At 36.8% G+C, this 24,908-nt stretch carries 26 protein-coding genes and 1 pseudogene; 24 read left to right on the top strand and 3 right to left on the bottom strand.

The features are described 5' to 3' along the window. Nucleotides 1–163: 163 nt before the first annotated feature. On the bottom strand, nt 164–1,615 hold the full coding sequence (locus tag JG537_RS01915) for a UDP-N-acetylmuramoyl-L-alanyl-D-glutamate--L-lysine ligase (RefSeq protein WP_199542930.1): 1,452 nt from the start codon (nt 1,613–1,615) through the stop codon (nt 164–166). Nucleotides 1,616–1,710: 95 nt separating this feature from the next. Between JG537_RS01915 and JG537_RS01910 the strand changes: the two genes are divergently transcribed. The 4 genes from JG537_RS01910 to upp all read left to right on the top strand — a co-directional run bounded on the left by JG537_RS01910 (nt 1,711) and on the right by upp (nt 6,678). Then, a complete protein-coding gene (locus JG537_RS01910; RefSeq protein ID WP_199542927.1) occupies nt 1,711–3,345 on the top strand; it encodes a putative polysaccharide biosynthesis protein in 1,635 nt (544 codons plus the stop codon). 298 nt (nt 3,346–3,643) lie between these two features. After that, nucleotides 3,644–4,738, top strand: a complete 1,095-nt coding sequence (locus tag JG537_RS01905; protein WP_132869481.1) for a cystathionine gamma-synthase — start codon at nt 3,644–3,646, stop codon at nt 4,736–4,738. 1 nt (nt 4,739) lies between these two features. Then, entirely contained in the window at nt 4,740–5,903 is a 1,164-nt protein-coding gene (locus tag JG537_RS01900; RefSeq protein WP_132869482.1) for a MalY/PatB family protein, read from the top strand. A gap of 145 nt (nt 5,904–6,048) precedes the next feature. After that, entirely contained in the window at nt 6,049–6,678 is a 630-nt protein-coding gene (gene upp, locus JG537_RS01895) for a uracil phosphoribosyltransferase (protein WP_021142946.1), read from the top strand. 64 nt (nt 6,679–6,742) lie between these two features. Here upp and JG537_RS09810 read toward each other — a convergent pair. Continuing rightward, nucleotides 6,743–7,612 (bottom strand): annotated as a pseudogene (locus tag JG537_RS09810) (LysR family transcriptional regulator). 113 nt (nt 7,613–7,725) lie between these two features. Between JG537_RS09810 and JG537_RS01885 the strand changes: the two are divergent. From JG537_RS01885 to JG537_RS01805, 17 genes are all read left to right on the top strand, one after another. Continuing rightward, nucleotides 7,726–8,610, top strand: a complete 885-nt coding sequence (locus tag JG537_RS01885; protein WP_199542925.1) for a DMT family transporter — start codon at nt 7,726–7,728, stop codon at nt 8,608–8,610. A gap of 129 nt (nt 8,611–8,739) precedes the next feature. Further along, complete coding sequence (locus tag JG537_RS01880; protein ID WP_021142943.1) at nt 8,740–9,330, top strand: ATP-dependent Clp protease proteolytic subunit; 591 nt, start codon at nt 8,740–8,742, stop codon at nt 9,328–9,330. A 252-nt stretch (nt 9,331–9,582) separates the two neighbouring features. Beyond that, a complete protein-coding gene (locus JG537_RS01875; RefSeq protein WP_199542923.1) occupies nt 9,583–10,023 on the top strand; it encodes a YlbF/YmcA family competence regulator in 441 nt (146 codons plus the stop codon). Continuing rightward, complete coding sequence (locus JG537_RS01870) at nt 10,016–10,267, top strand: DUF2129 domain-containing protein (RefSeq protein WP_199542920.1); 252 nt, start codon at nt 10,016–10,018, stop codon at nt 10,265–10,267. The genes JG537_RS01875 and JG537_RS01870 overlap by 8 nt, the downstream gene beginning before the upstream one ends. A 113-nt stretch (nt 10,268–10,380) precedes the next feature. Next, nucleotides 10,381–11,562 (top strand): ABC transporter substrate-binding protein, encoded by a 1,182-nt coding sequence (locus JG537_RS01865; RefSeq protein WP_199542917.1) that lies wholly within the window; start codon nt 10,381–10,383, stop codon nt 11,560–11,562. 53 nt (nt 11,563–11,615) lie between these two features. Beyond that, complete coding sequence (locus tag JG537_RS01860; protein WP_132868756.1) at nt 11,616–12,500, top strand: branched-chain amino acid ABC transporter permease; 885 nt, start codon at nt 11,616–11,618, stop codon at nt 12,498–12,500. A 3-nt stretch (nt 12,501–12,503) separates the two neighbouring features. After that, the gene (locus tag JG537_RS01855; RefSeq protein WP_074481346.1) at nt 12,504–13,457 is read left to right on the top strand and encodes a branched-chain amino acid ABC transporter permease; all 954 of its coding nucleotides are present in this window, start codon (nt 12,504–12,506) and stop codon (nt 13,455–13,457) included. Continuing rightward, nucleotides 13,457–14,221 (top strand): ABC transporter ATP-binding protein, encoded by a 765-nt coding sequence (locus tag JG537_RS01850; protein WP_074481347.1) that lies wholly within the window; start codon nt 13,457–13,459, stop codon nt 14,219–14,221. Before JG537_RS01855 ends, JG537_RS01850 begins: the two co-directional genes overlap by 1 nt. Next, a complete protein-coding gene (locus tag JG537_RS01845; RefSeq protein ID WP_074560767.1) occupies nt 14,221–14,931 on the top strand; it encodes an ABC transporter ATP-binding protein in 711 nt (236 codons plus the stop codon). The genes JG537_RS01850 and JG537_RS01845 overlap by 1 nt, the downstream gene beginning before the upstream one ends. A 134-nt stretch (nt 14,932–15,065) precedes the next feature. Beyond that, on the top strand, nt 15,066–15,725 hold the full coding sequence (locus JG537_RS01840) for a CBS domain-containing protein (RefSeq protein WP_199542914.1): 660 nt from the start codon (nt 15,066–15,068) through the stop codon (nt 15,723–15,725). Between the two features lie 89 nt (nt 15,726–15,814). Beyond that, nucleotides 15,815–16,441, top strand: a complete 627-nt coding sequence (gene tmk, locus JG537_RS01835; RefSeq protein WP_199542903.1) for a dTMP kinase — start codon at nt 15,815–15,817, stop codon at nt 16,439–16,441. A 20-nt stretch (nt 16,442–16,461) separates the two neighbouring features. Continuing rightward, nucleotides 16,462–17,337, top strand: coding sequence for a DNA polymerase III subunit delta' (locus JG537_RS01830; RefSeq protein ID WP_132868759.1), 876 nt, complete (start codon nt 16,462–16,464; stop codon nt 17,335–17,337). After that, nucleotides 17,334–18,134 carry a PSP1 domain-containing protein gene (locus JG537_RS01825; protein WP_132868760.1) on the top strand — a complete coding sequence of 267 codons (801 nt, stop codon included), beginning with the start codon at nt 17,334–17,336 and terminating at the stop codon, nt 18,132–18,134. The genes JG537_RS01830 and JG537_RS01825 overlap by 4 nt, the downstream gene beginning before the upstream one ends. Beyond that, on the top strand, nt 18,127–18,447 hold the full coding sequence (gene yabA / locus JG537_RS01820) for a DNA replication initiation control protein YabA (protein WP_058814171.1): 321 nt from the start codon (nt 18,127–18,129) through the stop codon (nt 18,445–18,447). The genes JG537_RS01825 and yabA overlap by 8 nt, the downstream gene beginning before the upstream one ends. A 9-nt stretch (nt 18,448–18,456) precedes the next feature. Continuing rightward, the gene (rsmI, locus tag JG537_RS01815; protein WP_014335159.1) at nt 18,457–19,323 is read left to right on the top strand and encodes a 16S rRNA (cytidine(1402)-2'-O)-methyltransferase; all 867 of its coding nucleotides are present in this window, start codon (nt 18,457–18,459) and stop codon (nt 19,321–19,323) included. A 356-nt stretch (nt 19,324–19,679) separates the two neighbouring features. After that, nucleotides 19,680–20,915, top strand: coding sequence for an ammonium transporter (locus JG537_RS01810; protein ID WP_199542900.1), 1,236 nt, complete (start codon nt 19,680–19,682; stop codon nt 20,913–20,915). A 79-nt stretch (nt 20,916–20,994) separates the two neighbouring features. Further along, on the top strand, nt 20,995–21,336 hold the full coding sequence (locus tag JG537_RS01805; RefSeq protein ID WP_199542898.1) for a P-II family nitrogen regulator: 342 nt from the start codon (nt 20,995–20,997) through the stop codon (nt 21,334–21,336). A 112-nt stretch (nt 21,337–21,448) separates the two neighbouring features. On the opposite strand, the gene JG537_RS01800 is transcribed toward JG537_RS01805, so the two are convergent. Then, entirely contained in the window at nt 21,449–22,078 is a 630-nt protein-coding gene (locus JG537_RS01800) for a copper homeostasis protein CutC (protein WP_199542895.1), read from the bottom strand. 134 nt (nt 22,079–22,212) lie between these two features. Here JG537_RS01800 and serC point away from each other — a divergent pair, with 134 nt between their 5' ends. From serC to JG537_RS01785, 3 genes are all read left to right on the top strand, one after another. After that, complete coding sequence (serC, locus tag JG537_RS01795; protein WP_039696452.1) at nt 22,213–23,304, top strand: 3-phosphoserine/phosphohydroxythreonine transaminase; 1,092 nt, start codon at nt 22,213–22,215, stop codon at nt 23,302–23,304. Nucleotides 23,305–23,412: 108 nt separating this feature from the next. Then, entirely contained in the window at nt 23,413–24,591 is a 1,179-nt protein-coding gene (locus tag JG537_RS01790) for a 3-phosphoglycerate dehydrogenase family protein (RefSeq protein WP_199542893.1), read from the top strand. Nucleotides 24,592–24,672: 81 nt separating this feature from the next. Then, complete coding sequence (locus JG537_RS01785) at nt 24,673–24,900, top strand: DUF6440 family protein (RefSeq protein WP_074564231.1); 228 nt, start codon at nt 24,673–24,675, stop codon at nt 24,898–24,900. The last annotated feature ends 8 nt before the right edge of the window (nt 24,901–24,908 follow it).

Below are 24,908 nucleotides of genomic sequence, written 5' to 3'. Positions count from 1 at the left end.
TCTTGCGAAAATGATAGTGATTACAAGTCTCAAAAAACTGAGAATTGTTTCTTCATTGTAACAAGAAAAAAGGCCTCTGAGAAGCCTTTTTTTGAAAATTTTTATAAAAATTAAACACAATTATAATTAATTAGAATGATTCAAAATAATAATTGAAACCGTTCTAATTAAGATGCTTTTTAGCGATGTTCAAGTCACCAGCATAGGCTGTGCGTTCACCGTTTACGATTTGGTAAGCATCAGCACCCTTACCAGCAATAATAACAGCATCATTTTCATTTGTAGTAGCTGCCATGGCTTTGGCGATAGCTTTTTCACGATCTACTTGAATAGCTAGCGGACGAGTAACTTGGCTTGCAATTTCTTCAGCGATTGCTTGTGGATCTTCGTAATTAGGGTCATCAGCTGTCAAAATCACCTGAAGATCTGGGTGAGCATTGATGACACGGGCAAAGTCAGCACGACGGCTTTCTCCCTTATTACCAGTAGCTCCCAAAATCAAATGCAGTGTTCCAGTTTGGTGTTCTTCGACAACTGATAATAGTTTTTCAAGACTATCTCCATTATGAGCGTAGTCGACGAAAACTTTAGCGCCATTTGCTTGCGTAATGACTTCCATACGGCCAGGAACGCTTGTTTCAGCGATTCCTTTTTTGATATCACAAAGACTTATTCCTAATCGAAGACAAGCAAGGCCAGCTGCCATGGCATTTTCTTGGTTAAATGAGCCAATGAGTTGGATGTCATAATGACCAGCGAGTTTACCAGTCGCGTCAAAATCAAACGCTCGGCCATTTTCAATAGTGTTATCAGAACCCTTACCATAAAAATCATGAGGAAGATCAGCTACTTGTTCAGCAACCACATTAAAATGATCCATGCCTGCATTAACAACAACGGCTTTACTGTTAGCCATCAACAAGCGTTTGTGGTAGAAATAATCTTCAAAGGTTGGGTGTTCAATTGGTCCAATGTGGTCTGGACTGATATTAAGAAAAGCACCAACATCAAATGTTAAACCATAGACACGGTCAACAAGGTAGGCTTGACTAGAAACTTCCATGATAAGGTGAGTCATACCATTATCAACAGCTGTCGCCATCATTTTGAAGAGATCAAGACTTTCTGGTGTTGTTAGTTTTGATTTGAAGAATGTTTCGCCATCGAGGGTTGTATTCATAGTTGAAAACATAGCTGGTTTGTGACTTTGTTTTAAAATGTTATAAGCAAAGTATGCAGCAGTCGTTTTTCCTTTTGTCCCTGTAAAAGCAATAATTTTTAGTTTTTCTTCAGGATGACCGTAGAATTCCATCGCAATCAGGCTCATAGCTTTTTTGATATCTGTAACGATAATAGCAGGAATATCTAGTTCATAGTCAACTTGGCTGACGTAGAAAGGTAAGCCTTTTTGGATAGCTTGCTCAAGATATTCTTTTTTAAAGGTCGCACCTTTGGCAAAGAATAGTGTTGAACTGTCTACGTCTCGGCTATCAAAACTAATTTTAGAAAAAGTAGGATTTTCTGCCCAATTAAGACTGTAATGATTATGGAAGATCACTTCACGGAAATTATGATCTTTTTTCAAAATGTCGAGGGTTTTTTCAAGTGTAATCATACTCTCTATTTTAGACTTAATGTCCTTGTTTTACAAGTCACAGGCAAAAGTTTATAATAAAAAGTAACGCTTATTTTAAAATTAGGAAGAATACTATGTCTGAAAACAAAACAAATGTGACACAGCAACAGCAGATGGTGCGTGGAGCTGCTTGGTTAACAGCTTCAAACTTCATCAGTCGTCTCTTGGGTGCCTTCTATATTATTCCATGGTATGCATGGATGGGCACACACAGTGAACAAGCTAATGCTCTTTTTGGAATGGGCTATAACATTTATGCTGTATTCCTATTAATTTCAACGGCTGGAATTCCTGTAGCCATTGCCAAGCAAGTTTCTAAATATAATACTCTTGGGCAAGAAGAGACCAGCTATTACCTTTTACGCAAAATTTTAAAATTAACCTTATTACTTGGGTTGATTTTTGCGGCAATTATGTATCTTGGAGCACCACTTCAAGCTGCCTGGAGTGGTGGTGGCGAAGATTTGGTTCGCGTTATGAAAAGCTTATCTTGGGCGGTATTGATTTTCCCATCGATGAGTGTTCTTCGTGGATTCTTTCAAGGTTTTAACAACTTAAAACCTTATGCCATGAGCCAAATTGCTGAACAAGTGATTCGTGTGATTTGGATGTTGCTTACAGCTTTTATGATTATGAAGATTGGCTCTGGCGACTATGTCTCAGCCGTTGTACAATCGACGTTTGCAGCCTTTATCGGAATGATTGCCAGTGTGATGGTGCTCATTTTCTTCCTTTGGAAAGAAGGAAAACTACAGGCTATTTTATCTAAGGAAAATGAAGAGATTGATATCGATGCTAATGCGATTATCATCGAAACCGTAAAAGAAGCAATTCCATTTATCATCACTGGAGCAGCAATTCAATTGTTCCAACTTGTTGACCAATGGTCTTTCATTAATTCAATGAAACTCTTTACCACGCATAGTTTGAAAGAATTGCAAATCTTGTACGCTTATTTGTCAAGTAATCCAAATAAAGTTACGATGATTTTGATTTCTCTGGCAACAGCAATTGGTGGTGCAGGTATTCCACTTTTGACAGAAAACTTTGTCAATAAAGATAGAAAAGCTGCTGCACATTTGGTGATTAATAGTTTACAAATGTTGTGCATGGTGCTTTTCCCAGCTATGATGGGAGCTATTATTTTGGCTCAACCTCTCTACACTCTTTTCTATGGTGCACCAAATAGCGATGCATTATGGTTGTTCGTTGGTGCTTTGATTCAAGTGATTTTCTTGGCACTTTATAGTTTGTTAGCACCAATGTTGCAAGCACTTTTTGAAAACCGCAAAGCAATTCACTATTTTGCGTATGGCTTAGTTGTCAAGATTGTTTTGCAAGTACCATTTATCTTTTTATTTAAAGCTTATGGTCCACTTTTATCAACAGCTATTGGTTTGATGATTCCAATTGTTCTGATGTTTAATCAAATTCACCAAGTAACACACTTTAACCGCAAGGCATTATGGCGAGGCATTCTTTTGGTGACTATTTTAACAGCCATCATGGGAGTGGTCGTTGCTTTAGGTACTTTTGGACTTCACTTCATTATCAGTCCAACGACTCGTATTGGTAGTGTCATCTATTTAGTTCTTATGGGAGCACTTGGTGTTGCTGTTTATGGCTTCTTAGCTTTGGTAACTCATCTCTTAGATAAATTAATTGGAAGTCGAGCAAAAGCATTGCGTCAAAAATTCCATCTAGAGTAAAAAACAGTCCATAGGGCTAAATTTGCTTTTAATTTCTAGACTCGTGAAAGAGGCTGAGACAAAAGTTCTCAGCTTCTTTTTTATGTAGTTATAATAAGCAAGGCATAGTGTTGACTGATTTCTAATATGCTGATAAATCAGCTTTTAAAACATCACTTTCTTTTTAGCTATAGTTTTTTCTTATAGCTAAGTATCAAGAATTAGAATAGCTAAAAGGCATGCATTTTAGAAAATAAATGTTAGAATAAGGTCTATAAATTTTTGACAGATCGTATATGAGATGAGAAGGGGGACTATTATGAAAAGTGACTGTAGATTGGCTACTATTTTAGCTCATGCTGGGATCAAGTCGGATGAAGCAACGGGAGCTCTTGCAGCACCGATTCATTTTTCAACGACTTATCAGCACCCAGAATTTGGAAAATCAACTGGATTTGATTATACAAGAACGAAAAATCCAACACGTGCTACCCTTGAAAAAACACTGGCAGCGATTGAAAAAGCAGATTATGCCTTAGCGACTTCATCAGGTATGAGCGCTATTGTTTTGGCACTTGAAATTTTTCCTGTTGGGGCAAAAGTAGTAGCTGCGCGTGATTTGTATGGCGGGTCTTTCCGTTGGTTTAATGACAAGGAAAAAGAAGGACGCTTTGAGTTTACCTATGCTAATTCAGAAACGGACCTTTTAGCTGCCATTTCTGAAGAAACGGATATCGTTTACCTTGAAACACCGACGAATCCTTTGATGATTGAATTTGACATTGTGAAAGTTGCAGAAGTTGCACATGCAAATGGAGCTAAATTAGTCGTTGATAACACATTTTATAGTCCGATTTATCAAAATCCAATTACTCTTGGAGCTGATATCGTGGTTCATTCAGCTACAAAATATTTAGCGGGTCACAATGATGTTCTTGCAGGCGTTGTGATTACCAGTGATAAAGCTATATATGAAAAACTTTTTTATAATCTGAATACTACAGGACCTACCCTTTCTCCTTTTGATTCCTACATGTTAATGCGAGGTCTCAAGACTCTTAAACTTCGTATGGAAAAAGCCACAGAAAATGCTCACGAAATTGTTGCCTTTTTGAAAAATTCATCTGCTGTCAAAGAGGTGCTTTATACTGGAAAAGGTGGTATGATTTCATTTAAGGTGGTTGATGAAACGAAAATTCCTGATATCATTAATCATCTAGAGATTATCACATTTGCAGAAAGTCTTGGAGGTGTAGAAAGTCTAATCACTTATCCAAGAACGCAAACGCACGCTGATATTCCTGAAGATGTTCGTCTTTCTTACGGTTTGACTAATGATTTATTACGTTTGTCAATCGGTATTGAAGACGTTGAAGATTTGATTGAAGATTTGAAAAATGCTTTGGAGGGGTAATATGGGAAAATATGATTTTACAAGTAGACCCAATCGTCTAAATCAGTTTACTTATAAATGGCAAAGCTCAGAAAAAAATCCAGATTTACTTCAATTGTGGGTAGCTGACATGGATTTCTTACCTGTTCCAGAAATTAAACAGGCCATCATTGATTACGGTCAGGAACATATTTTTGGCTATAATTATTTTAAAGATTCTCTCTATCAATCCGTGATTGATTGGGAAAAAAATGAGCATGGCTATGAGATTAAAAAGGAAGATATTTCTTTTATTGACGGTGTTGTCCCAGCCATTTCGGTCGCTATTCAAGCTTTTACAGAAAAAGGCGATGCTGTCTTGATTAATTCGCCAGTCTATTATCCCTTTGCTCGTACTATTCGCCTTAATGATCGTAAGTTGGTTGAAAATTCATTGCTGATTAGAAATGGGCATTTTGAAATTGATTTTGAGCAGTTGGAAAAAGACATTGTGGAAAATCAGGTTAAACTTTATGTCTTTTGCAGTCCGCATAATCCTGGTGGACGTGTTTGGTCAAAGGATGAATTGCAAAAAATTGGTCAGCTTTGCAAAAAACACGGTGTTATTTTGGTTTCAGATGAAATTCATCAAGATTTAGCCCTTTTTGGTCACACTCATCATTCTTTCAATACAGTTGATGATAGCTTTAAAGACTTTACCTTGGTTTTATCGTCAGCAACGAAGACTTTTAATATTGCAGGAACTAAGAATAGTTTCGTGATTATTCAAAATCCGACTTTGCGACGAAAATTTCAACGTGTTCAACTGGCTAATAATCAGCATGAAGTTCCAACAATTGGTATGATTACTACGGAAACCGCCTTTACTTATGGCAAACCTTGGTTAGAAGAACTCAAAAAAGTGGTTGAAAAAAATATCGATTATCTTGTCGACTATTTTGAAAAAAATACAAAAATCAAGGTCATGAAACCAGAAGGAACTTACTTGGTTTGGTTAGATTTTTCTGCTTATGGCATTGAACAACCGCAATTGGATGAAAAATTGCAAAAAGAAGCAAAAGTGGTTTTAAATGATGGCGCACATTTTGGTAAAGAAGGAAAAACTTTTGCGCGTTTGAATGCTGCAACGCCTTTTGAGACTATCAAAGAAGCAAGCAAACGCATTGCTGAGGTTTTTGGAAAATAATGGCAGGAGAAATCCTGTTTTTTTAGTATTTTAAAACGCTATTATGATAAAAAATGTGACATTCGTCATAAAAATTTAGCAAATTTCCCTATTTTCTGCTATAATTGGTAAGGTTAAACTAAATTCAGTATAAAGGAGTACAATCATGGGAAAATTCCAAGTTATCTCACACCCGCTTATCCAACACAAATTGTCAATTTTACGTCGTACAACAACTTCAACTAAAGATTTTCGCGAATTGGTTAACGAAATCGCTATGCTTATGGGCTATGAAGTTTCTCGCGACCTTCCATTAGAAGATGTTGAAATTGAAACACCTATTACAAAAACAACTCAAAAACAATTGACTGGTAAAAAATTGGCAATTGTTCCTATCCTACGTGCTGGTATCGGTATGGTTGATGGTTTCTTGAGCCTTATCCCAGCGGCTAAAGTTGGTCACATCGGTATGTACCGTGACGAAGAAACTTTACAACCCGTTGAATATCTTGTGAAATTACCAGAAGATATCGATCAACGCCAAATCTTTGTGGTAGACCCAATGCTTGCAACTGGTGGTTCTGCAATTTTGGCTGTTGACTCACTTAAAAAACGTGGTGCTGCAAACATCAAATTTATTTGTCTTGTTGCTGCTCCAGAAGGTGTTAAAGCTCTTCAAGAAGCTCACCCAGACATCGATATCTATACAGCTGCTCTTGATGAAAAATTGAACGAAAATGGTTATATCGTACCAGGTCTTGGTGACGCTGGTGACCGTTTGTTTGGTACAAAATAAAGCTAAGCTTACTGCTTAATTAACAATAAAAAGGTTTGCGTTCGGTTGAGAACGCAAACCTTTTTTAATCATGAATATGGTTAGAAATATTTTTGGCAAATTCTTGAGCAGCTAAAGGAAGGGTTTGCCAGTTTTTCCAAGCCAAAACGATGGTCCGAAATGGTTTTTCAGTAATGTGACGAACGGTTAAATCTTCTAGAGCTAGGCCGTCAAGAAAGTTTTCATAAAGGAGGCTAGCTCCTAAATCTTGTCGAATCATTTCAAGGATGGTATAGTCATCGTAAATTTCGTAGGTGAATGTTGGGGTGATGTTTGCTTTAGCAAAAGCTGCGCGTGTTAAACTGTTTTCACCTTCATCAAGCAAAATTAACTCAGTTTTAGCCAAATCAGAAAGAGAAACTTCGCTTTGTTTTGCCAAAGGATGTTTGCTTGGTAGAACTGCATAAAGACAGTCTTGATAAAGGATTTGAGATTGCAATTGACCAACATAATCGATGTGCGTGAAACCTAAATCCACTTGCCCGGTATCTAACCATTGGTGAATGCTTGTGTAATCCCCTTACTTGAGGACAAAATTCACTGCTGGATGTTTAGATTTAAATTCTTTAATAAATGGTAAAATAAAATTTCGGCTGGCTGAAGTAAAAATACCAATGCGTATCTCAGCTTTATTCAGGCCTTGTAATTCGTCAATTTTTTTAGTTAACTGTTTTTCACTTTGGACAATTTGTTGGAAGTAGGGATAGAGTGCTTGACCATCTTTTGTTAACTTGACGCCTTCATGACCCCGAGTTAATAAACACGTTCCAATTTCTTTTTCTAGATTTTTGATGGTTTGACTGACAGCACTTTGTGAGTAGTTTAATAGGTTGGCTGTTTTGGTAAAAGAACCCGATTCAATAACCGAGCAGAAAATAGCGTATTTTGAAATCATTGCAGCACCTCTCATAAGAAAAAATTATGTTTCTATTATATGCTTTAATTTTACTTATATCCTATATCAACTTATAATAAAAGCATGATATTAGGAATTGAGAGGTGAAATTTATGATAAAAAAATATGCTCAACTATTTTCAGTTACTGTGCCTCTCGCATGGGGGATGTCCTATATTTTCATGGCACTTGGTGCATCTGAAATTCCAGCCATAGAATTAGTAGCTCTCCGTTGTGGTTTGGCTTTTTTGGCTTTGATTTTGATTTTTTATCGACGTTTACAAAAAAATTTTTCTTGGAAGTTAATGACGTATAGTGCATTGGCGGGAGATTTATTATTTGCAGTCTTTTATTTTTTAGTTGTTGGTGTTATTGATACCTCTTCTTCAACAGCAGGTTTTCTGGCTTCCACTACAGTGGTCATAGTTCCTATTTTTCAAGCTATCATGACTCGAAAACTGCCAAATGTAAAGACAATAGTAGCGATTCTTATTGTTTTACTTGGCCTTTATCTACTAACCGGCGCTGATTTATCGCAATTAAATTTTGGTGCTGCGATGTGTTTGTTATCTGCAGCTTTATACATTATTCTTTCTAAAACCTTTGTTGATAAAGTAGATGCGATGAGTTTAGGAATTTGGCAATTAGGTTTCTCTAGTTTATATGCTTTAATAGGAACATTTTCACTTGAAACGCCTGTTTTACCTCATTCAAGCACAGTTTGGTTTTCTGTTTTAGGACTAGCTTTGCTATGCTCAGCTTATGGTTGGGTGATGCAAACAACTGTTCAATCTTATGTTAGTGCAGAATTCACAAGTGTCATGTTTGCTCTAGAGCCTATTTTTGCAGCAGTCTTTGCCTTTCTTTTCTTTGGCGAATGGCTGAGCGGTTTAGCATTTTTAGGAACAGGCTTGATTTTTATCGGTGTTCTATTAGCCATTTATCAACCGAAAAAAAGCAGTCGATTTATTTTACTTCAGGAAAAAGTCGAATATTAAAATTTTTCATTTGACCTTTTTTGACCATTTGACTATAATAGTCTCAGGTTAATATTTAAAACAGAGGCCAGAAAAATAGTTTTGAGATGTTATACCTATTATTTTCTAGCCTAGTAAAGGAGAAAAGATATGATTCCTGTAGTTATTGAACAAACAAGCCGCGGTGAACGCTCATATGATATTTACTCACGTCTTTTGAAAGATCGTATCATCATGTTGACTGGACCAGTTGAAGACAATATGGCAAACTCTATCATTGCTCAATTGTTGTTCCTTGATGCGCAAGATAATACAAAAGATATTTACCTTTATGTTAATACTCCTGGTGGATCAGTTTCAGCTGGTCTTGCTATTGTAGATACAATGAACTTCATTAAATCAGATGTTCAAACTATTGTTATGGGTATGGCAGCATCAATGGGTACAATCATTGCTTCATCAGGTACAAAGGGTAAACGATTCATGTTACCAAATGCAGAATACATGATTCACCAACCAATGGGTGGTACTGGTGGCGGTACTCAACAAACTGATATGGCAATTGCTGCTGAACACCTTTTGAAAACACGTCAAAACTTGGAACAAATTTTGGCTGATAATTCAGGCCAAACATTGGAAAAAGTTCACGCAGATGCTGAACGTGATAACTGGATGAGCGCTCAAGAAACTCTTGAATACGGCTTTATCGATGAAATCATGGTCAACAACGAATTGAACTAATTTCTTAATAAATAAGTAGAGGCTGAGACAAAAGTGTTCAGCTTCTTTCTTTAGATGGATATTCTATACAAGACGCAGTAGTTGAGTGGGTTCCAATACGCTGATAAATCAGCTTTTACAACCCTACTCAACCTTGCGGGGGTGAGACGATGAAATCAAGTTTCTGCGAAACTACCGATTTCTGTCTCACTCCCTTTTTTGCTGTAAGCAGGGTAGGGATACATTTGATATCAAATATGGTATAATCGATTTATGTTGGCAATTGATGAACAATTATTTGAAATTGATGAAGCAATCGATGAGGTTGCTCAAGCTTTTTTAGAATTAGATTCAGTGAAATCTTATTTAGCAATTCAAAAAGCATTCTTAGCTGATACAGCTTTACAAGCGAGAATTTCTCATTTTCAGGCTTTAAAGCAATCTTACGAAGAAGTCAAAGATTATGCTGCTTTTCGTCCTGAGGTAAAAGACCTTCGTCGTCAGTTACTAGAGGAAAAAAGAGCGCTTGATTTGGATCAAACAGTTAGCTTATTAAGACAAAATGAAGTGGCTGTCCAAAAGATTCTAGCAGAGTTAACAAAAGAAATTTCATTAGTCATTTCACCAACGATTTTTGTAGATACTGGTTTGCCTTTGGCACCACATAAATCACACCATCAACATTGTAGTAAAGGGGGGAAGAGAGATGTTTGAAAAACAAGAACGTCAGGGAATTATTGTTTATTTATATTATAATCGTGATGCGAGAAAATTGAACAAGTATGGCGATGTTCTTTATCATTCTCGAAAAATGCATTATCAGCTGCTATACGTTAATAAGGAAGAAGCAGCAGATATTGTTGAGGAAATTTCAGCTTTAAAATTTGTGAAAGCAGTTTCTTTGTCAGAACTCGATAATATTAATCAAGATTTTGTGGGCAATTTGTCACATTTTTGATATAATACACATTTGGGTACGAAAGAAGTGGGTGAAGAATAGTGTAAATTTTCAGATAATTCAGTATTCTTTGACTTAACTTTTTTATTAGAAAATTAAGGAGAGAATGTCTTATGCATAAAAAGATTGCGCTAACAGCGTTAACTTTTTTAACCTCAATCGCTCTAGGGGCTTGTAGTAAATCTCCAGATGTTACTGCAAATGCTACTGGTACAACAATCGGCGATACGATTAAAGTCGGTGTTAACCTTGAGTTGACTGGTACAGTTGCTGCTTATGGTAATGCAGAAAACAACGGTATTAAACTTGCTGTTCAAGAGATTAATAAAGCTGGCGGCGTTGATGGGAAAAAAATCGAACTTGTGACAAAAGATAACAAGTCAGAAAATGCGGAAGCTTCAACAGCTGCAACAAACTTGGCTATTCAAAGTCAAGTTAATGCCATGATTGGTCCTGCGACATCAGGTGCTGTTGCTGCAGCAAGTTTGAACGCACAAAAAACTGGTGTTCCTTTGTTGACACCAAGCGGAACTCAAGATGATTTAACACTTGATGCTGTTGATGGTGTTAAAAAATATGTTTTCCGTACGACTTTCCAAGATAGCTTCCAAGGTCAGGTTTTAGCTCAATATGCTTACAGTAATTTGAATGCTAAAAAGGTCGTTCTTTATTACGACAATTCAAGTGACTATGCTAAAGGAATTGCTGAGGAGTTCAAGAAAAAATATCAAGGCGACATTGTTACAACAGCTACCTTTGCTTCAGGGGATAAGGATTTCCAATCAGCTTTGACGAAATTTAAAAACTTGGATTATGATGCTATTGTTATGCCTGGTTATTATACAGAAACTGGTATTATCACAAAACAAGCGCGTGATATGGGAATCAGTGTTCCAATTCTTGGACCTGATGGTTTCAATGATGATAGCTTTGCTGATTTGGCTGGTAAAGCTAATGCTAATAGTGTTTACTACGTATCTGGTTATTCAACAAAAACAGCCCTTTCAGGTAAAGCAAATGATTTTATTAAAGCTTATAAAGCAAAATACGGTTCAGAACCAAATATGTTTGCCGCACTTTCTTATGATTCAGTTTATATGATTGCAAAAGCAGCAGAAGGTGCGAAAACTTCAATTGATATTGCTAATAACCTTGCTGAATTAAAAGATTTTGATGGTGTGACTGGTAAGATGACTATCGACAAGAAACACAATCCAATCAAAACAGCTTTGATGGTTATTATGAAAGATGGTGCTGAAGTTTCAGCAGATGCTGTTGAAATTAAGAAAAACTAAGCTCTTTTGTCGTTAGTTTTTTTGATCATTTGACTAGAAAGTTTGGTAATTTTATGTTTTTAGAACAACTTCCCCAACAACTGGTTAATGGTATTATTCTAGGTAGTATTTATGCTCTACTTGCTTTAGGTTATACCATGGTTTATGGGATTATTAAATTAATTAACTTTGCGCATGGTGATATTTATATGTTAGGTGCTTTTATCGGATATTATGCTATTAGTACACTTCATATGAATTTCTGGCTTGCGCTTATCGTGACAATGGTTGTAACAGCCTTCATCGGAATGGTAATTGAATTCTTAGCTTATCGTCCGTTGCGTCACTCAACTCGTATTGCTGCCTTGATTACAGCTATCGGTGTGTCATTCTTCCTTGAATACGGTATGGTTTTCTTGGTCGGTGCCAATACACGTTCATTCCCGCAAGCAATTGATATTGTTAGCTACAAGCTTGGTCCTGTTACGGTAACAAATATTCAATTGTTGATTTTGGTTGTTTCTCTTGTCTTGATGGTTGCTTTGCAGTTAATTGTTAAAAAGACAAAAATGGGTAAAGCTATGCGTGCCGTTTCTGTTGATAGTGATGCAGCTGAATTGATGGGGATTAATGTTAATTCAACAATCAGTTTTACTTTCGCACTTGGTTCAGCGCTAGCTGGTGCCGCTGGTGTTTTGATTGGACTTTACTATAATTCAATCGAGCCACTTATGGGAATGACTCCTGGTATCAAAGCTTTCGTTGCTGCTGTTCTTGGTGGTATTGGTATTATTCCAGGTGCTGCGCTTGGTGGATTTGTTATTGGTATTTTAGAGACATTATCAATTTCAGTTAACCTCTCAAGCTACCGCGATGCTATTGTTTATGCTGTCTTAATCATTATTCTTTTGGTAAGACCAGCTGGTATTCTCGGTAAAAATGTGAAAGAGAAGGTGTAGAAAATGAAAAAGAATCTAAAACTTAACCTTTCTTGGCTTGCACTTATTGTAGTTCTTTTTGGAATTATAGAAGTATTAACAAAAACAAATATTTTAAACCTTTACTATATCCAAATTTTAATGGGGATTGGTATTAGTATTTTGATGGGACTTGGTACAAACTTGGTACTTGGTTTCTCAGGTCAGTTTACGCTAGGACAAGCTGGTTTCATGGCGATTGGTGCTTATGCGACAGCTATTATTACGCAACAAAATCCAACATATGGTGGCTTCTACTTCTCGATGCTAGTTGGTGTTGTGATTGCCGTTCTTGTAGCCCTTGTTTTTGGTGTACCGACTCTTCGTTTGAAAGGTGATTACCTTGCAATTGCAACACTTGGTATGGCTGAAATTATTCGTATCTTTATTGTCAATGGTGGTGAAGTGACAAACGGTGCCGCTGGTTTGACAGGGATTTTGCCATATACATCTTGGCCTGTTATCTTCATTTTTGTGGCTGGTATCACTGTTTTGATTTTGAACTTTTTGCGTTCATCAACTGGTCGTCAGGTAATTGCTGTGCGTGAAGATGAAATTGCTGCAGAAGCTATGGGAGTTAACGTAACGAAAATGAAAGTTATGATTTTCGTTATGGGGGCAATTATTTCTGCGATTGCTGGTTCACTTTACGTTGGTTACATTGGAACAGTTGTACCAAAAGATTTCACAATTATGAAATCAATTGATTATTTGATTATTGCTGTTCTTGGTGGCCTTGGATCAATTACAGGTACCATCCTTGCGGCTATTGTTTTGGGTATTTTGAATATGTTCTTACAAAATGTGTCAAACCTACGTATGATCATCTACTCACTTGCTTTGATTTTAGTCATGATTTTCCGTCCAGGTGGACTTTTGGGAACAAAAGAATTTACCTTGTCTCGATTCTTTAATAAAGGTAAAGGAGGTAATCACTAATGGCATTGCTTGATGTTAAAAATCTAACTAAAAACTTTGGTGGTTTGACAGCTGTTGGTGATGTTACCATGCATCTTGATGAAGGAGAGCTAGTTGGACTAATCGGGCCAAATGGTGCCGGTAAAACAACACTTTTCAACCTTTTAACAGGTGTTTATGAACCAAGTGAAGGTTCAGTTTCTCTAGATGGAACATTATTGAACGGTAAGAAGCCATACAAAATCGCATCACTTGGCTTATCACGTACTTTCCAAAATATCCGTCTCTTTAAAGATATGACCGTTTTGGAAAATGTACTTGTTGGTATGGCTAATCAAAATAATCCACATCTTTTGGCAAGTTTCCTTCGTTTACCAAAATTTTACAGTAGCGAAGAAAAATTGCACCAAAAAGCAATGAAACTACTTGCTATTTTTGATCTTGATGGTGATGCAGAAACTTTGGCTAAAAACCTTCCATACGGACAACAACGTCGTTTGGAAATTGTCCGTGCCCTTGCTACTGAACCTAAAATTCTTTTCTTAGATGAGCCAGCTGCTGGTATGAACCCACAAGAAACAGCAGAATTAACACAACTCATCCGTAAAATCAAAGAAGAATTTAATATCACTATCATGCTGATTGAACATGATATGAGTCTAGTTATGGAAGTTACTGAGCGTATTTATGTTCTTGAATATGGACGCTTAATCGCTCACGGCACTCCTGATGAAATTAAAAATAATCAACGCGTAATTGAAGCTTATCTTGGAGGTGAAGGATAATGGCAATGTTAAAAGTTGATAATTTATCAGTACACTACGGCGTTATCCAAGCTGTAAAAGATGTTTCTTTTGAAGTTAATGAAGGTGAAGTTGTGACTCTTATTGGTGCCAATGGTGCCGGTAAAACTTCAATTCTTCGTACAATCTCAGGTTTGGTTCGACCAAGTGCTGGTAAAATTGAATTTCTTGGTCAAGAGATTCAAAAAGAACCTGCCCGTCGAATTGTTGCTAATGGTTTGTCACAAGTTCCTGAAGGACGTCACGTCTTTCCTGGCTTGACTGTCCTTGAAAACCTTGAATTGGGAGCTTTCTTGCGCAATGATCGTGAAGAAAATCAAAAGAACTTGAAGAAAGTCTTTGATCGCTTCCCACGTCTTGAAGAACGTAAAATGCAAGATGCTGCCACACTTTCAGGTGGTGAACAACAAATGCTTGCAATGGGACGTGCTTTGATGAGTCAACCTAAATTGCTCTTGCTCGATGAACCATCAATGGGTCTTGCTCCAATCTTTATCCAAGAAATTTTTGATATTATTCAAGATATTCAAAAACAAGGAACAACAGTCTTGCTAATTGAACAAAATGCTAACAAAGCGTTGGCGATTGCTGATCGTGGTTACGTTTTAGAAACAGGTAAAGTTGTTCTTTCTGGAACAGGTAAAGAATTATTAGAATCTGAAGAAGTTCGTAAAGCTTATCTTGGTGGATAAGAAAGATCTTTTATCAGTTTTTTGAGGAAGGGTAGGCAAATATGTCTACTCTTCTTTCATGACTGTTTAGTTTTTTAGGAATCGCTTGCAGTTTGTGATATAATAAATGTAAGAAAAATAAGCGGAGATTAATTATGGCAGTTAAAGATTTTATGACAAGAAAAGTTGTCTATGTATCACCCAATACAACAGTTGCTCATGCAGCTGATATAATGAGAGAACAAGGATTACGCCGCTTACCAGTTATTGAAAATGATCGATTAGTCGGCATTGTTACTGAAAGAACAATGGCAGAAGCTAGTCCATCAAAAGCGACTTCTTTGTCAATTTATGAAATGAATTATTTGTTAAATAAAACAAAAATTCGTGACATTATGATTCGTGATGTTGTCACAGTTTCACCTTATGCTAGTCTTGAGGATGCTGTCTATGCAATGATGAAAAATCATGTTGGAATTTTGCCAGTTGTTGAATCTGGACAGGTGTATGGCGTGATTACAGAAAAAGATGTTTTTAAAGCATTCTTGGAAGTATCAGGATATGGTGAAGAAGGAGTTCGTGTTATTATTACTGCTGAAGATACAGTCGGAACTTTGGCAAAAATCGTCGACACTATTTCAGCAGATAATCTTAATATCAAACGTACAGTAGTTGCAACACGTAGATCAGGTAAAGTAGTTATTGAAATTCAAATTGATGGCAAAGCAGATGTTACCGATTTGCGTGAAAAATTAATCAATCAAGGTATTCTAGTTGATGCAATTGAGTTAACCTCAGCTAAAGTCATTGATTAAAGGAATTATGGAAGCATTGCTAAGATTAGCAGTGCTTTTTTGTACGATTTTTGATAGAATAGAAGTATAAAAAATTTTAAGGAATTTTCATGAAAAACGGTATAATCATTACATTTGAAGGTCCAGATGGTGCTGGAAAAACTACAGTCTTAGAAAAAGTTCTTCCAGTTTTGCAAGAAAAGTGCTACGATATTGTGACCACACGTGAACCAGGTGGTGTTGAAATTGCAGAACGCATTCGTGATGTTATTTTGGATGTTAAGCACGTTGCGATGGACAGTAAGACAGAGTTGCTACTTTATATGGCAGCAAGACGTCAACACTATGTAGAAAAAGTGTTGCCAGCTTTAGAGGCTGGTAAGGTGGTCTTGATTGATCGTTTTATTGATAGTTCAGTAGCTTATCAAGGCGCAGGACGTGGTCTTGATAAAGAAATTATTGCTAAGTTAAATGACTTCTCAACAGATGGTAGAAAGCCTGATTTGACGCTTTATTTTGATGTTAAATCAGAAATTGGCTTAGCCCGAATTGCTAAAAATGCTGACCGAGAAGTGAATCGTCTTGATTTGGAAAAAATAGACATGCACAAGCGTGTTAGACAAGGATATTTAGACTTAGCTCAGACAGAAGAACGTATTGTGACGATTGATGCCTCACGTGAATTGGAACAAGTTGTTGCAGAAGCGACACAAGTAATTCTTGAGAAACTAAGCTAAATAAGAGTAAAGGAATTAAAATGGATTTAGAGTGCTTGCAACCCCAACTTTTTAAAGACTTTAATCAGATTTTAAAATCAGATAGGATGAACCACGCCTATCTTTTTTCAGGGGATTTTGCCAGTTTTGATTTTGCGCTCTATCTTGCTAAAAGTCGTTTTTGTGAGAACTTGCAAGAAGGAAGACCTTGTGGCAAATGTCGTGAATGTCAATTGATTGAGGATAATGATTTTTCAGATGTAAAAATCGTCAAGCCAACAGGACAAATCATCAAAACGGATACTATCCGTGAAATGATGCGTGATTTTTCACGTTCAGGATTTGAAGGAAAATCACAGGTTTTCATCATTCAAGATTGTGAAAAGATGCATGTAAATGCTGCTAACAGTTTGTTGAAATTCATCGAAGAACCACAAAGTTCATCTTACATGATTTTGCTTACTAGCGATGAAAGTAAGGTTCTTCCAACTATTAAGAGCCGAACACAAGTTTTTCGTTTTCCAAAAAATAAGAAGCTCTTAGTTGAACAAGCTGAAAAAGCTGGCATTCTAAAAACTCAGGCCGATATCTTAGCAGAGTTAGCTAAAACACCAGCTCACTTAGATGAGTTGATGGCTGATAAGAAGATTTTAGAGCTCCTTCAGACCTGTGAACGCTTTATCTCAATACTATTTAAAGATAAGGCGACAGCTTATCTGGAAACAGGTCGTTTGGTTCAGGCTGCGCTTGAAAAATCAGAACAGGAATTGGTTTTCCAACTCTTGCCTTTGTTTTTAGCAAAGCAATTTAACCAAAAAGAAAGTTTAGATTATTTAGAGAAAAGTTATAAGGCACAGCAGATGTGGAAGAGTAATGTGAGCTTCCAAAATGTGCTAGAATATATGGTGATTTCATGACAGAAGTATTGAGTGTAAAGTACGAAGAAACAGGCAACGTTGTCTATGTTTTGCCAAATCAAAACTATCAAGTTGGTGACTATCTCGTTATCAAAAATAAAAAAGGGTGTCGATTAGCTCAGGCAGTGACAGCTAATGAAGAAATGGATGAAGTAAAATTGCCTGCTGAGATGGACAAAGTACTTCGTAAGGCTAACGAAAAAGATTTTCAAGCTTATCAAGAAAACCTAGACTTAGCCATGAATTCTTTTGATAAGGTTAATGAGTTGATTGAAGCCAATCAGCTTAAAATGAAAGTGATTGATATTGTCTTTCCTTTAGAAAGAAGTTATGTCTTAATTACATTTTGTGCAGAAGATCGTGTGGATTTTCGTCAGCTTTTACGTGATTTGGCTGCTCACTTTAAAACACGTATTGAACTTCGTCAGATTAATAGTCGTGAAGAAGCTAAGGTGTACGGCGGTGTGGGACCTTGTGGTCGTGCGCTTTGTTGTGCCAGCTTTTTGGGTGAATTTCCACCAGTATCAATCAAAATGGTCAAAAATCAAGGCATGTCACTTAGCACGGGTAAAACAGCAGGTATCTGTGGTCGTTTAATGTGCTGTTTGAGCTTTGAAGATGAGTTCTATAAAACCTCTAAGGAGAAATTCCCTGATTTGGGAGCAGAAATTGAAACGGTTGATGGATTAGGAGTAGTTGCAGGAATTGATGTCTTTTCTGATACTGTTAAGGTGAGATTACCTGAACGACATACTCTTTTAACTTATGCTTTAGAGGAGGTCAAAGTACGTGGATAAAAAAGAATTATTTGATGCCTTTGATGGTTTTTCACAAAATTTAATGATTACCTTGGCTGAAATTGAAGCCATGAAAAAACAAGTACAATCTTTGCTAGAAGAAAATACAGCTCTTCGACTTGAGAACGATAAACTACGTACACGTCTTTCTCAACTTGAACAAGAAACACCTGTAAAATCTTCTAAACAAGGTAAAAAATATATTGAAAGTATTTATCACGATGGTTTCCATATCTGTAATGACTATTACGGACAACGTCGTGAAAATGATGAAGAATGCATGTTCTGTATGGAAGTCTTAGATAGGGAGTAATCGTCTGTTATGAAAGTACAAAAAAGTTTCAAGGGGCAGACTGACTATGGAACCTTGTATCTTGTGCCAACACCGATTGGTAATCTGCAAGATATGACGTTTCGTGCAGTAGAAACGTTGAAAGCAGTAGATTTTATCTGTGCTGAAGATACTCGAAATACAGGTCTTCTATTGAAGCATTTTGATATTACTGTTAAGCAAATTAGCTTTCATGAGCATAATGCTTATGAAAAAATTCCAGAGTTGCTAGAACTTTTGAAGTCTGGAAAAAATTTGGCTCAGGTATCAGATGCTGGAATGCCATCAATTTCAGATCCAGGACATGATTTGGTAAAAGCAGCCATTGCTGAAGATATTACTGTTGTGGCTCTTCCAGGGGCTTCAGCAGGGATTACGGCGTTAATTGCTAGTGGACTTGCACCACAGCCACATATCTTTTATGGGTTCTTACCACGAAAATCAGGACAACAAAAAGACTTTTTTGAGAGTAAAAAAGCCTATCCTGAAACACAAATCTTTTATGAATCACCTTATCGCGTGTCAGATACCTTAGAGAACATGTTAGCTGTCTATGGTGACAGACAAGTTGTTTTGGTTCGTGAATTGACAAAACTTTACGAAGAATATCAACGTGGTTCTATTTCAGAACTCTTGGAGTATATTGCTGAGAATCCCTTAAAAGGTGAGTGTTTGTTAATTGTTTCTGGTCAGGATCAAGCTGTTTTAACTGAAGCTGCTGCAGAAGACTTAAATCCAGCAGAGCTTGTGTCTAGCCTAGTTGAGGCTGGTGAAAAACCAAATCAAGCCATTAAGAAGGTTGCCAAAACGTATGGCTTAAATCGTCAAGAAGTTTATAATGCTTATCATGGTATTTGATATGATTCATTGAAAAAATCAGGCATTTTGTCTGATTTTTTAGTTTGCTTACAAATAGATGTCAGAAAATATAACATTGATAGTTATAATAAAAAATGAGCGAAAGCTAACATTGTATGTTTTCTGTAAATATTGCTAAAAGCTTTTAAAATAAGGCTTTTTGTGCGATTTAGACTAGCATATTTCTCTGACATCACTTGTTATAAAATTAAAAAATTCAGAAAATTTATCCAAAAACTCTTTACTTGTCCAAAAAATAGTGTTATATTATCTAACATAAAAATCTAACGCGATGTTAGAGATTTTGAGTTTGGTTTTAAAAATTAAAACCTTAGAAAATAAAAGGAGTTTTTGATATGGATGCAGGAAGTATTGCTTTTATGATTATCTGTGCTGGCCTAGTCTTCTTAATGACACCTGGCTTAGCCTTCTTCTACGGTGGTTTAGGAAGACGTAAAAATGTCATCAACACCATGATGATGTGTGCGATTCCTATTGCGGTTGGTTCTGTAATGTGGATGATTTGTGGTTACTCCCTTTCATTTGGTGGAAGCGGAAGTCTTATTGGTAACTTCTCTCATCTATTTTTCAATGGTGTTAGTGATTCAGCTAGTACACGAGGTCTAGCAATTCCGGATGCTTTGTTTGCTGCTTTCCAAATGATGTTCCCAATCATCACAGTTGCCATTTTAACAGGGGCAGCAGCAGGACGTATGAGATTTACACCACTAGTTATTTTCGTTGTTCTATGGCTTTTGGTAGTCTACTTCCCATTTGCTCATATGGTTTGGGACGAAGGACTTTTGGCCCAATGGGGTACAATCGACTTTGCCGGTGGTGACGTTGTCCACATCACTTCAGGGGTATCTGGTTTAGTTCTAGCTATTCTTCTTGGAAAACGTCGTGATTATGATCGTTTAGAATACCGTCCTCACAATGTTCCATTTGTTTTCTTAGGTGCTGGTCTACTATGGTTCGGTTGGTTTGGATTTAACGCAGGTTCAGCTTTAGCAGCTGATGGACTTGCTGTTCATGCCTTTGTAACAACTCATATTTCAGCAGCGGCAGCAATGCTTTCTTGGTTGCTTATTGAAAAAACATTGACTGGTAAATTCTCACTTGTTGGTGCTTCAACTGGTTTGGTTGCAGGACTTGTCGCTATCACACCTGGTGCAGGTTTTGTTTCAACTTGGAGTTCACTTTTGATTGGTCTTTGCGTTAGTCCTATTTGTTATTTCGCTATTTCAGTTCTTAAAAGCAAATTTGGTTATGATGATGCTCTTGATGCTTTTGGTTGTCATGGTATCGGTGGTATCTTTGGTGGATTGGTAACAGGACTCTTCACTACACCAGAGCTTGCTCTTGATAAACACAACATTGGTTTGATTTATGGAAATGGACATCTTTTCTTAGTAACAATTGCAGCTATCATCTTCACAATTGTTTGGTCAGCAGTTGCAACCTTTGTCATTGTTAAGGTTATTTCAATCTTTACAAGTATTCGTGTTGAAGATCGTGCAGAAGCTATTGGTCTTGATGATAGTGAACATGAAGAAACAGCCTACCCAACATTCATGGGCTTGGATTCATAAGCAATAGTGTTTGGCTTGTTGAAAATAAAAAACTGAGTTAAACTAAATACAATAGAGAAGTTTAGAAAGGGTGTACATTATGAAAAAAATCGAGGCTATTATTCGTCCAGATCGCTTGGAAGATCTGAAAGATGCCTTATCAAAGGCTGGTTTTACAAAAGGGATGACCGTCAGCCAAGTTTTAGGGTATGGTAACCAACGTGGCTTTGCAGAATATGTTCGTGGTCAAAAAATTGTGCCAACATTACTTGCAAAAGTTAAAGTTGAAATTGTTACTCATGATGATGCGGTTGACGAAGTTGTGGATATTATCCGCAAAACCGTTCACACTGGGGAAGTTGGAGATGGGAAAATCTTCATTCTTCCCATTGAAGAAGTCATCCGAATTCGTACAGGTGAACGTGGAGGAGATGCCGTTTAGGCAATAAAGATATCTTCAAAGTAAAAATAAATGTGATGGAAAATCCGAGTTCAGTAGAATTCGGATTTTTTGGCAGAAAAAACACCTTGTTCTTCAAGGTGTTGAATCACTATTAACAAATTTTAGTGCCATGTGCTGCTTGGGCACCAGTTTTTTCAATTAGTTCTTGGTAATTATCAGCCGTAACGCCGCCACCAACCATAATTTCGATTCGTCCATTGGCATAGTCAACAAGTTCTTTAAGATGGCTGACATTTTCAAAAATATCATTAGCTACTGAAGAACCATGCGTTAAGATACGGACAAAACCAAGTTCAACGAGTTGGTCAATAGCTTCCTTTTGATTTTCTAAAGGAATTTGGTCAAATGCCATGTGAAATACAAGTGGCAATCCTTGTGTTGATGGAAGGAGTTGTTCAATGCCTTCAATATCAATATGATTGTCTTCAGTTAGCAATCCAAGCACTAAGCTGTCGCTTTCTAGTTCTGCTGCACGAAGAATATCGTCTTCCATGATACGAAGTTCACTATCGTTGTAGACGAAGTTGCCACCACGGGGGCGAATCATTGTTGCTAGTGAGATTTCTTTTTCATGAAGATAGCGTGCAGCTTCTTTGATGACACCATATGAAGGAGTTGTCCCACCAACAGCTAAATTATCACAAAGTTCAACACGTTTAACTGATGAGTCGAGTTTGTTGAGCAGTGTTGTATTTTCAGCACAAAATTCTTTGATAATCATTTTTTCTCCTTAATGTTTGTTATTTACTATTATAACATGATTGTTTATAAATATTTTGGATAAAAACCCGTAAAAATCTTTACAAAATTCAGAAAATTGTGATATAATTTATACCATTATACGGAGGTATTTTTATGACAATTTACAATTTCTCTGCAGGTCCTGCAGTGTTACCAAAACCAGTGCTTGAACAAGCACAGCGTGAAATGCTTGACTACCAAGGTAGCGGCATGAGTGTTTTAGAAATGTCCCACCGTTCCAAAGAGTTTGATAATATCATTAAAGAAGCTGAAAAATTATTGCGTGAATTGATGGCAATTCCTGATAATTACAAAGTAATGTTCCTTCAAGGTGGAGCATCTACACAATTCACTATGCTTCCTTTGAACCTAGCTAAGGGACGTAAGGCATATTATCTAGTTGGTGGATCATGGGGTAAAAAAGCTTATGCTGAAGCTGTTAAATTGTCCAAATCCGTTCCTTTTGAACCCTTGCTCCTAGCCTCGTCAGAAGATACTGTATACGATCATATTCCTACGTTTGATCCAAAAGATATTGATCCAGAAGCTGCTTATGTTCATATCACAACAAACAACACTATTGAAGGAACTTCAATCTATGACCTTCCTGACACTAATGGTGTGCCAATCGTTGCTGATATGTCTTCAAATATTTTAGCGGTTCGCTATAATGTTGAAGATTTTGCTTTGATTTATGCTGGTGCTCAAAAGAATATTGGCCCTGCTGGTGTTACAGTTGTTATTGTTCGTGAAGACTTCTTGAACGACGAACCAACGCTTTCTGCTATGCTTGATTATCGTATCCAAGCTGAAGCGGGATCACTTTACAATACACCACCAGCATACAGTATTTATATTGCAAAACTCGTCTTTGAATGGGTGAAAGCATTTGGTGGCGTTGATAAGATGGAAGCTGCTAACCGTGAAAAATCAGGTCTTTTGTATGATTTCATCGACCAATCAGATTTTTATACAAATCCTGTTAAGAATCCGGCAGAACGTTCAGTGGCTAACATTCCATTTGTGACACCAAGTAAAGAACTTGATGCTAAGTTTGTTGCTGAGGCAACACCACTTGGATTCAAGAATATTAAAGGTCACCGTTCAGTTGGTGGTATGCGTGCAAGTCTTTATAACGCATTCCCACGCCAAGGTGTGCTTGATTTGATTGAATTCATGAAAAAATTTGAAGCAGAAAATAAATAAGATTTCTGTAGATTATGTAGGTTAGGGTAATAAACGTGTTTCTTTTATAGCGATATAAGCCATTAAGTCTGAGATTTTATCCCAGACTTTTGGTGTAAAGGGGAAAATATGGTATACAGTGTTAAAACATTTAATAATATTAATCAAGTAGGTCTTAAAGAATTAGGAAATCATTTCCAAATTGATGGTGATTTAGCAGAAAATCCAGATGCTTTCATTCTTCGTAGTCAAAACCTTCATGGGATTGAATTTACGAAAAATCTGAAAGCAATTGCGCGTGCCGGTGCTGGAACAAATAATATTCCAATTGCTGATGCAACAGCTGCAGGGATTGTGGTCTTTAACACACCAGGTGCCAATGCCAATGCAGTTAAAGAAGCAGTACTTGCTTCAATTTTGATGTCAGCACGTGATTATATTGCTGCCAACGCTTGGGTAAATACTCTTTCAGGAGATGATGTTCCAAAACAAGTTGAAGCTGGAAAAAAACAATTTGCTGGTAGCGAAATCTCAGGTAAAACACTTGGTGTTATTGGACTTGGAGCAATCGGTGGTCGTATTGCCAACTATGCACAACGCCTTGGGATGAATGTCTTGGGCTATGACCCATATGTTTCTATTGAAACAGCTTGGAACATTTCTCACCATGTTAAACGTGTAGATGATGTCAAAGAAATTTTTGCTAACTGTGACTACATTACTGTTCACGTACCATTGACAGATGAAACTCGTAATACATTTGATAGTGAAGCTTTTGGATTGATGCAAAAGGGAACTGTCGTTATTAACTTTGCGCGTGGTGAATTGGTTGACAATGCAGCATTATTTGAAGCTATTGAAGCTGGTGTGGTTAAACGCTATATCACTGACTTCGGTACTGAAGAATTGCTCAACAAAGATAAAATCACTGTTTTCCCTCACGTGGGTGGTTCTACAGCAGAAGCTGAGTTGAACTGTGCGATTATGGCTGGTAAAACCATTCGTCAATTTATGGAAACAGGTGAAATCACTAATTCAGTTAATTTCCCTAATGTCCATCAAGCTTTGACAGCACCATATCGTATTACTCTTATTAATAAAAATGTTCCAAATATCGTGGCTAAAATTTCAACAGCGGTATCTGAACTTGGCATTAACATTGATAATATCATCAACCGTTCAAAAGGTGATTATGCTTATACCCTTCTTGATCTTGATGAAACAGATAAAGCCAAAGTTGATCACTTGGTAGCTAACTTTGAAGCGAGCGACAATATCGTACGTGTTCGTTTAATTGCTAAGAAATAATTAAGATGAGCTGAGATTAAATCTCGGCTCTTTTTGTATTTATTTGATATAATGAGGAAAATGATTTAAAGGAGATTTATCATGGAGAAAAAAGAATTAAGAGACTATCAAAAGCAGTTGAAAGAACGATTTTTCAGTATTCAGTTTGATAATAAAAAACAAAATTTAACTTTGCTAGTTGACCGTGAAACTGGGGTTGAGTATCTTGAAGTTATTGGTGGACTTGGTGATCCTTCAGGGATAACACCTTTACTTAATTCTGATGGAACTCCTAAAATCAATGAGCGTTGGAAAGATAATAGCTTATAAGAGGTAGT

Source organism: Streptococcus vicugnae, assembly GCF_016461705.1.
Lineage (GTDB): Bacteria > Bacillota > Bacilli > Lactobacillales > Streptococcaceae > Streptococcus > Streptococcus vicugnae.
Note: the sequence above shows the minus strand (reverse complement) of the source record. Positions and strands in the feature narration are given on the sequence as shown.

What these genes read in the sequence shown, in the direction of transcription:
- JG537_RS01915 (WP_199542930.1), bottom strand. Translation starts at nt 1,615, where the DNA reads ATGATTACACTTGAAAAAACCCTCGACATTTTGAAAAAAGATCATAAT.
- JG537_RS01910 (WP_199542927.1), top strand. Translation starts at nt 1,711, where the DNA reads ATGTCTGAAAACAAAACAAATGTGACACAGCAACAGCAGATGGTGCGT.
- JG537_RS01905 (WP_132869481.1), top strand. Translation starts at nt 3,644, where the DNA reads ATGAAAAGTGACTGTAGATTGGCTACTATTTTAGCTCATGCTGGGATC.
- JG537_RS01900 (WP_132869482.1), top strand. Translation starts at nt 4,740, where the DNA reads ATGGGAAAATATGATTTTACAAGTAGACCCAATCGTCTAAATCAGTTT.
- upp (WP_021142946.1), top strand. Translation starts at nt 6,049, where the DNA reads ATGGGAAAATTCCAAGTTATCTCACACCCGCTTATCCAACACAAATTG.
- JG537_RS01885 (WP_199542925.1), top strand. Translation starts at nt 7,726, where the DNA reads ATGATAAAAAAATATGCTCAACTATTTTCAGTTACTGTGCCTCTCGCA.
- JG537_RS01880 (WP_021142943.1), top strand. Translation starts at nt 8,740, where the DNA reads ATGATTCCTGTAGTTATTGAACAAACAAGCCGCGGTGAACGCTCATAT.
- JG537_RS01875 (WP_199542923.1), top strand. Translation starts at nt 9,583, where the DNA reads ATGTTGGCAATTGATGAACAATTATTTGAAATTGATGAAGCAATCGAT.
- JG537_RS01870 (WP_199542920.1), top strand. Translation starts at nt 10,016, where the DNA reads ATGTTTGAAAAACAAGAACGTCAGGGAATTATTGTTTATTTATATTAT.
- JG537_RS01865 (WP_199542917.1), top strand. Translation starts at nt 10,381, where the DNA reads ATGCATAAAAAGATTGCGCTAACAGCGTTAACTTTTTTAACCTCAATC.
- JG537_RS01860 (WP_132868756.1), top strand. Translation starts at nt 11,616, where the DNA reads ATGTTTTTAGAACAACTTCCCCAACAACTGGTTAATGGTATTATTCTA.
- JG537_RS01855 (WP_074481346.1), top strand. Translation starts at nt 12,504, where the DNA reads ATGAAAAAGAATCTAAAACTTAACCTTTCTTGGCTTGCACTTATTGTA.
- JG537_RS01850 (WP_074481347.1), top strand. Translation starts at nt 13,457, where the DNA reads ATGGCATTGCTTGATGTTAAAAATCTAACTAAAAACTTTGGTGGTTTG.
- JG537_RS01845 (WP_074560767.1), top strand. Translation starts at nt 14,221, where the DNA reads ATGGCAATGTTAAAAGTTGATAATTTATCAGTACACTACGGCGTTATC.
- JG537_RS01840 (WP_199542914.1), top strand. Translation starts at nt 15,066, where the DNA reads ATGGCAGTTAAAGATTTTATGACAAGAAAAGTTGTCTATGTATCACCC.
- tmk (WP_199542903.1), top strand. Translation starts at nt 15,815, where the DNA reads ATGAAAAACGGTATAATCATTACATTTGAAGGTCCAGATGGTGCTGGA.
- JG537_RS01830 (WP_132868759.1), top strand. Translation starts at nt 16,462, where the DNA reads ATGGATTTAGAGTGCTTGCAACCCCAACTTTTTAAAGACTTTAATCAG.
- JG537_RS01825 (WP_132868760.1), top strand. Translation starts at nt 17,334, where the DNA reads ATGACAGAAGTATTGAGTGTAAAGTACGAAGAAACAGGCAACGTTGTC.
- rsmI (WP_014335159.1), top strand. Translation starts at nt 18,457, where the DNA reads ATGAAAGTACAAAAAAGTTTCAAGGGGCAGACTGACTATGGAACCTTG.
- JG537_RS01810 (WP_199542900.1), top strand. Translation starts at nt 19,680, where the DNA reads ATGGATGCAGGAAGTATTGCTTTTATGATTATCTGTGCTGGCCTAGTC.
- JG537_RS01805 (WP_199542898.1), top strand. Translation starts at nt 20,995, where the DNA reads ATGAAAAAAATCGAGGCTATTATTCGTCCAGATCGCTTGGAAGATCTG.
- JG537_RS01800 (WP_199542895.1), bottom strand. Translation starts at nt 22,078, where the DNA reads ATGATTATCAAAGAATTTTGTGCTGAAAATACAACACTGCTCAACAAA.
- serC (WP_039696452.1), top strand. Translation starts at nt 22,213, where the DNA reads ATGACAATTTACAATTTCTCTGCAGGTCCTGCAGTGTTACCAAAACCA.
- JG537_RS01790 (WP_199542893.1), top strand. Translation starts at nt 23,413, where the DNA reads ATGGTATACAGTGTTAAAACATTTAATAATATTAATCAAGTAGGTCTT.
- JG537_RS01785 (WP_074564231.1), top strand. Translation starts at nt 24,673, where the DNA reads ATGGAGAAAAAAGAATTAAGAGACTATCAAAAGCAGTTGAAAGAACGA.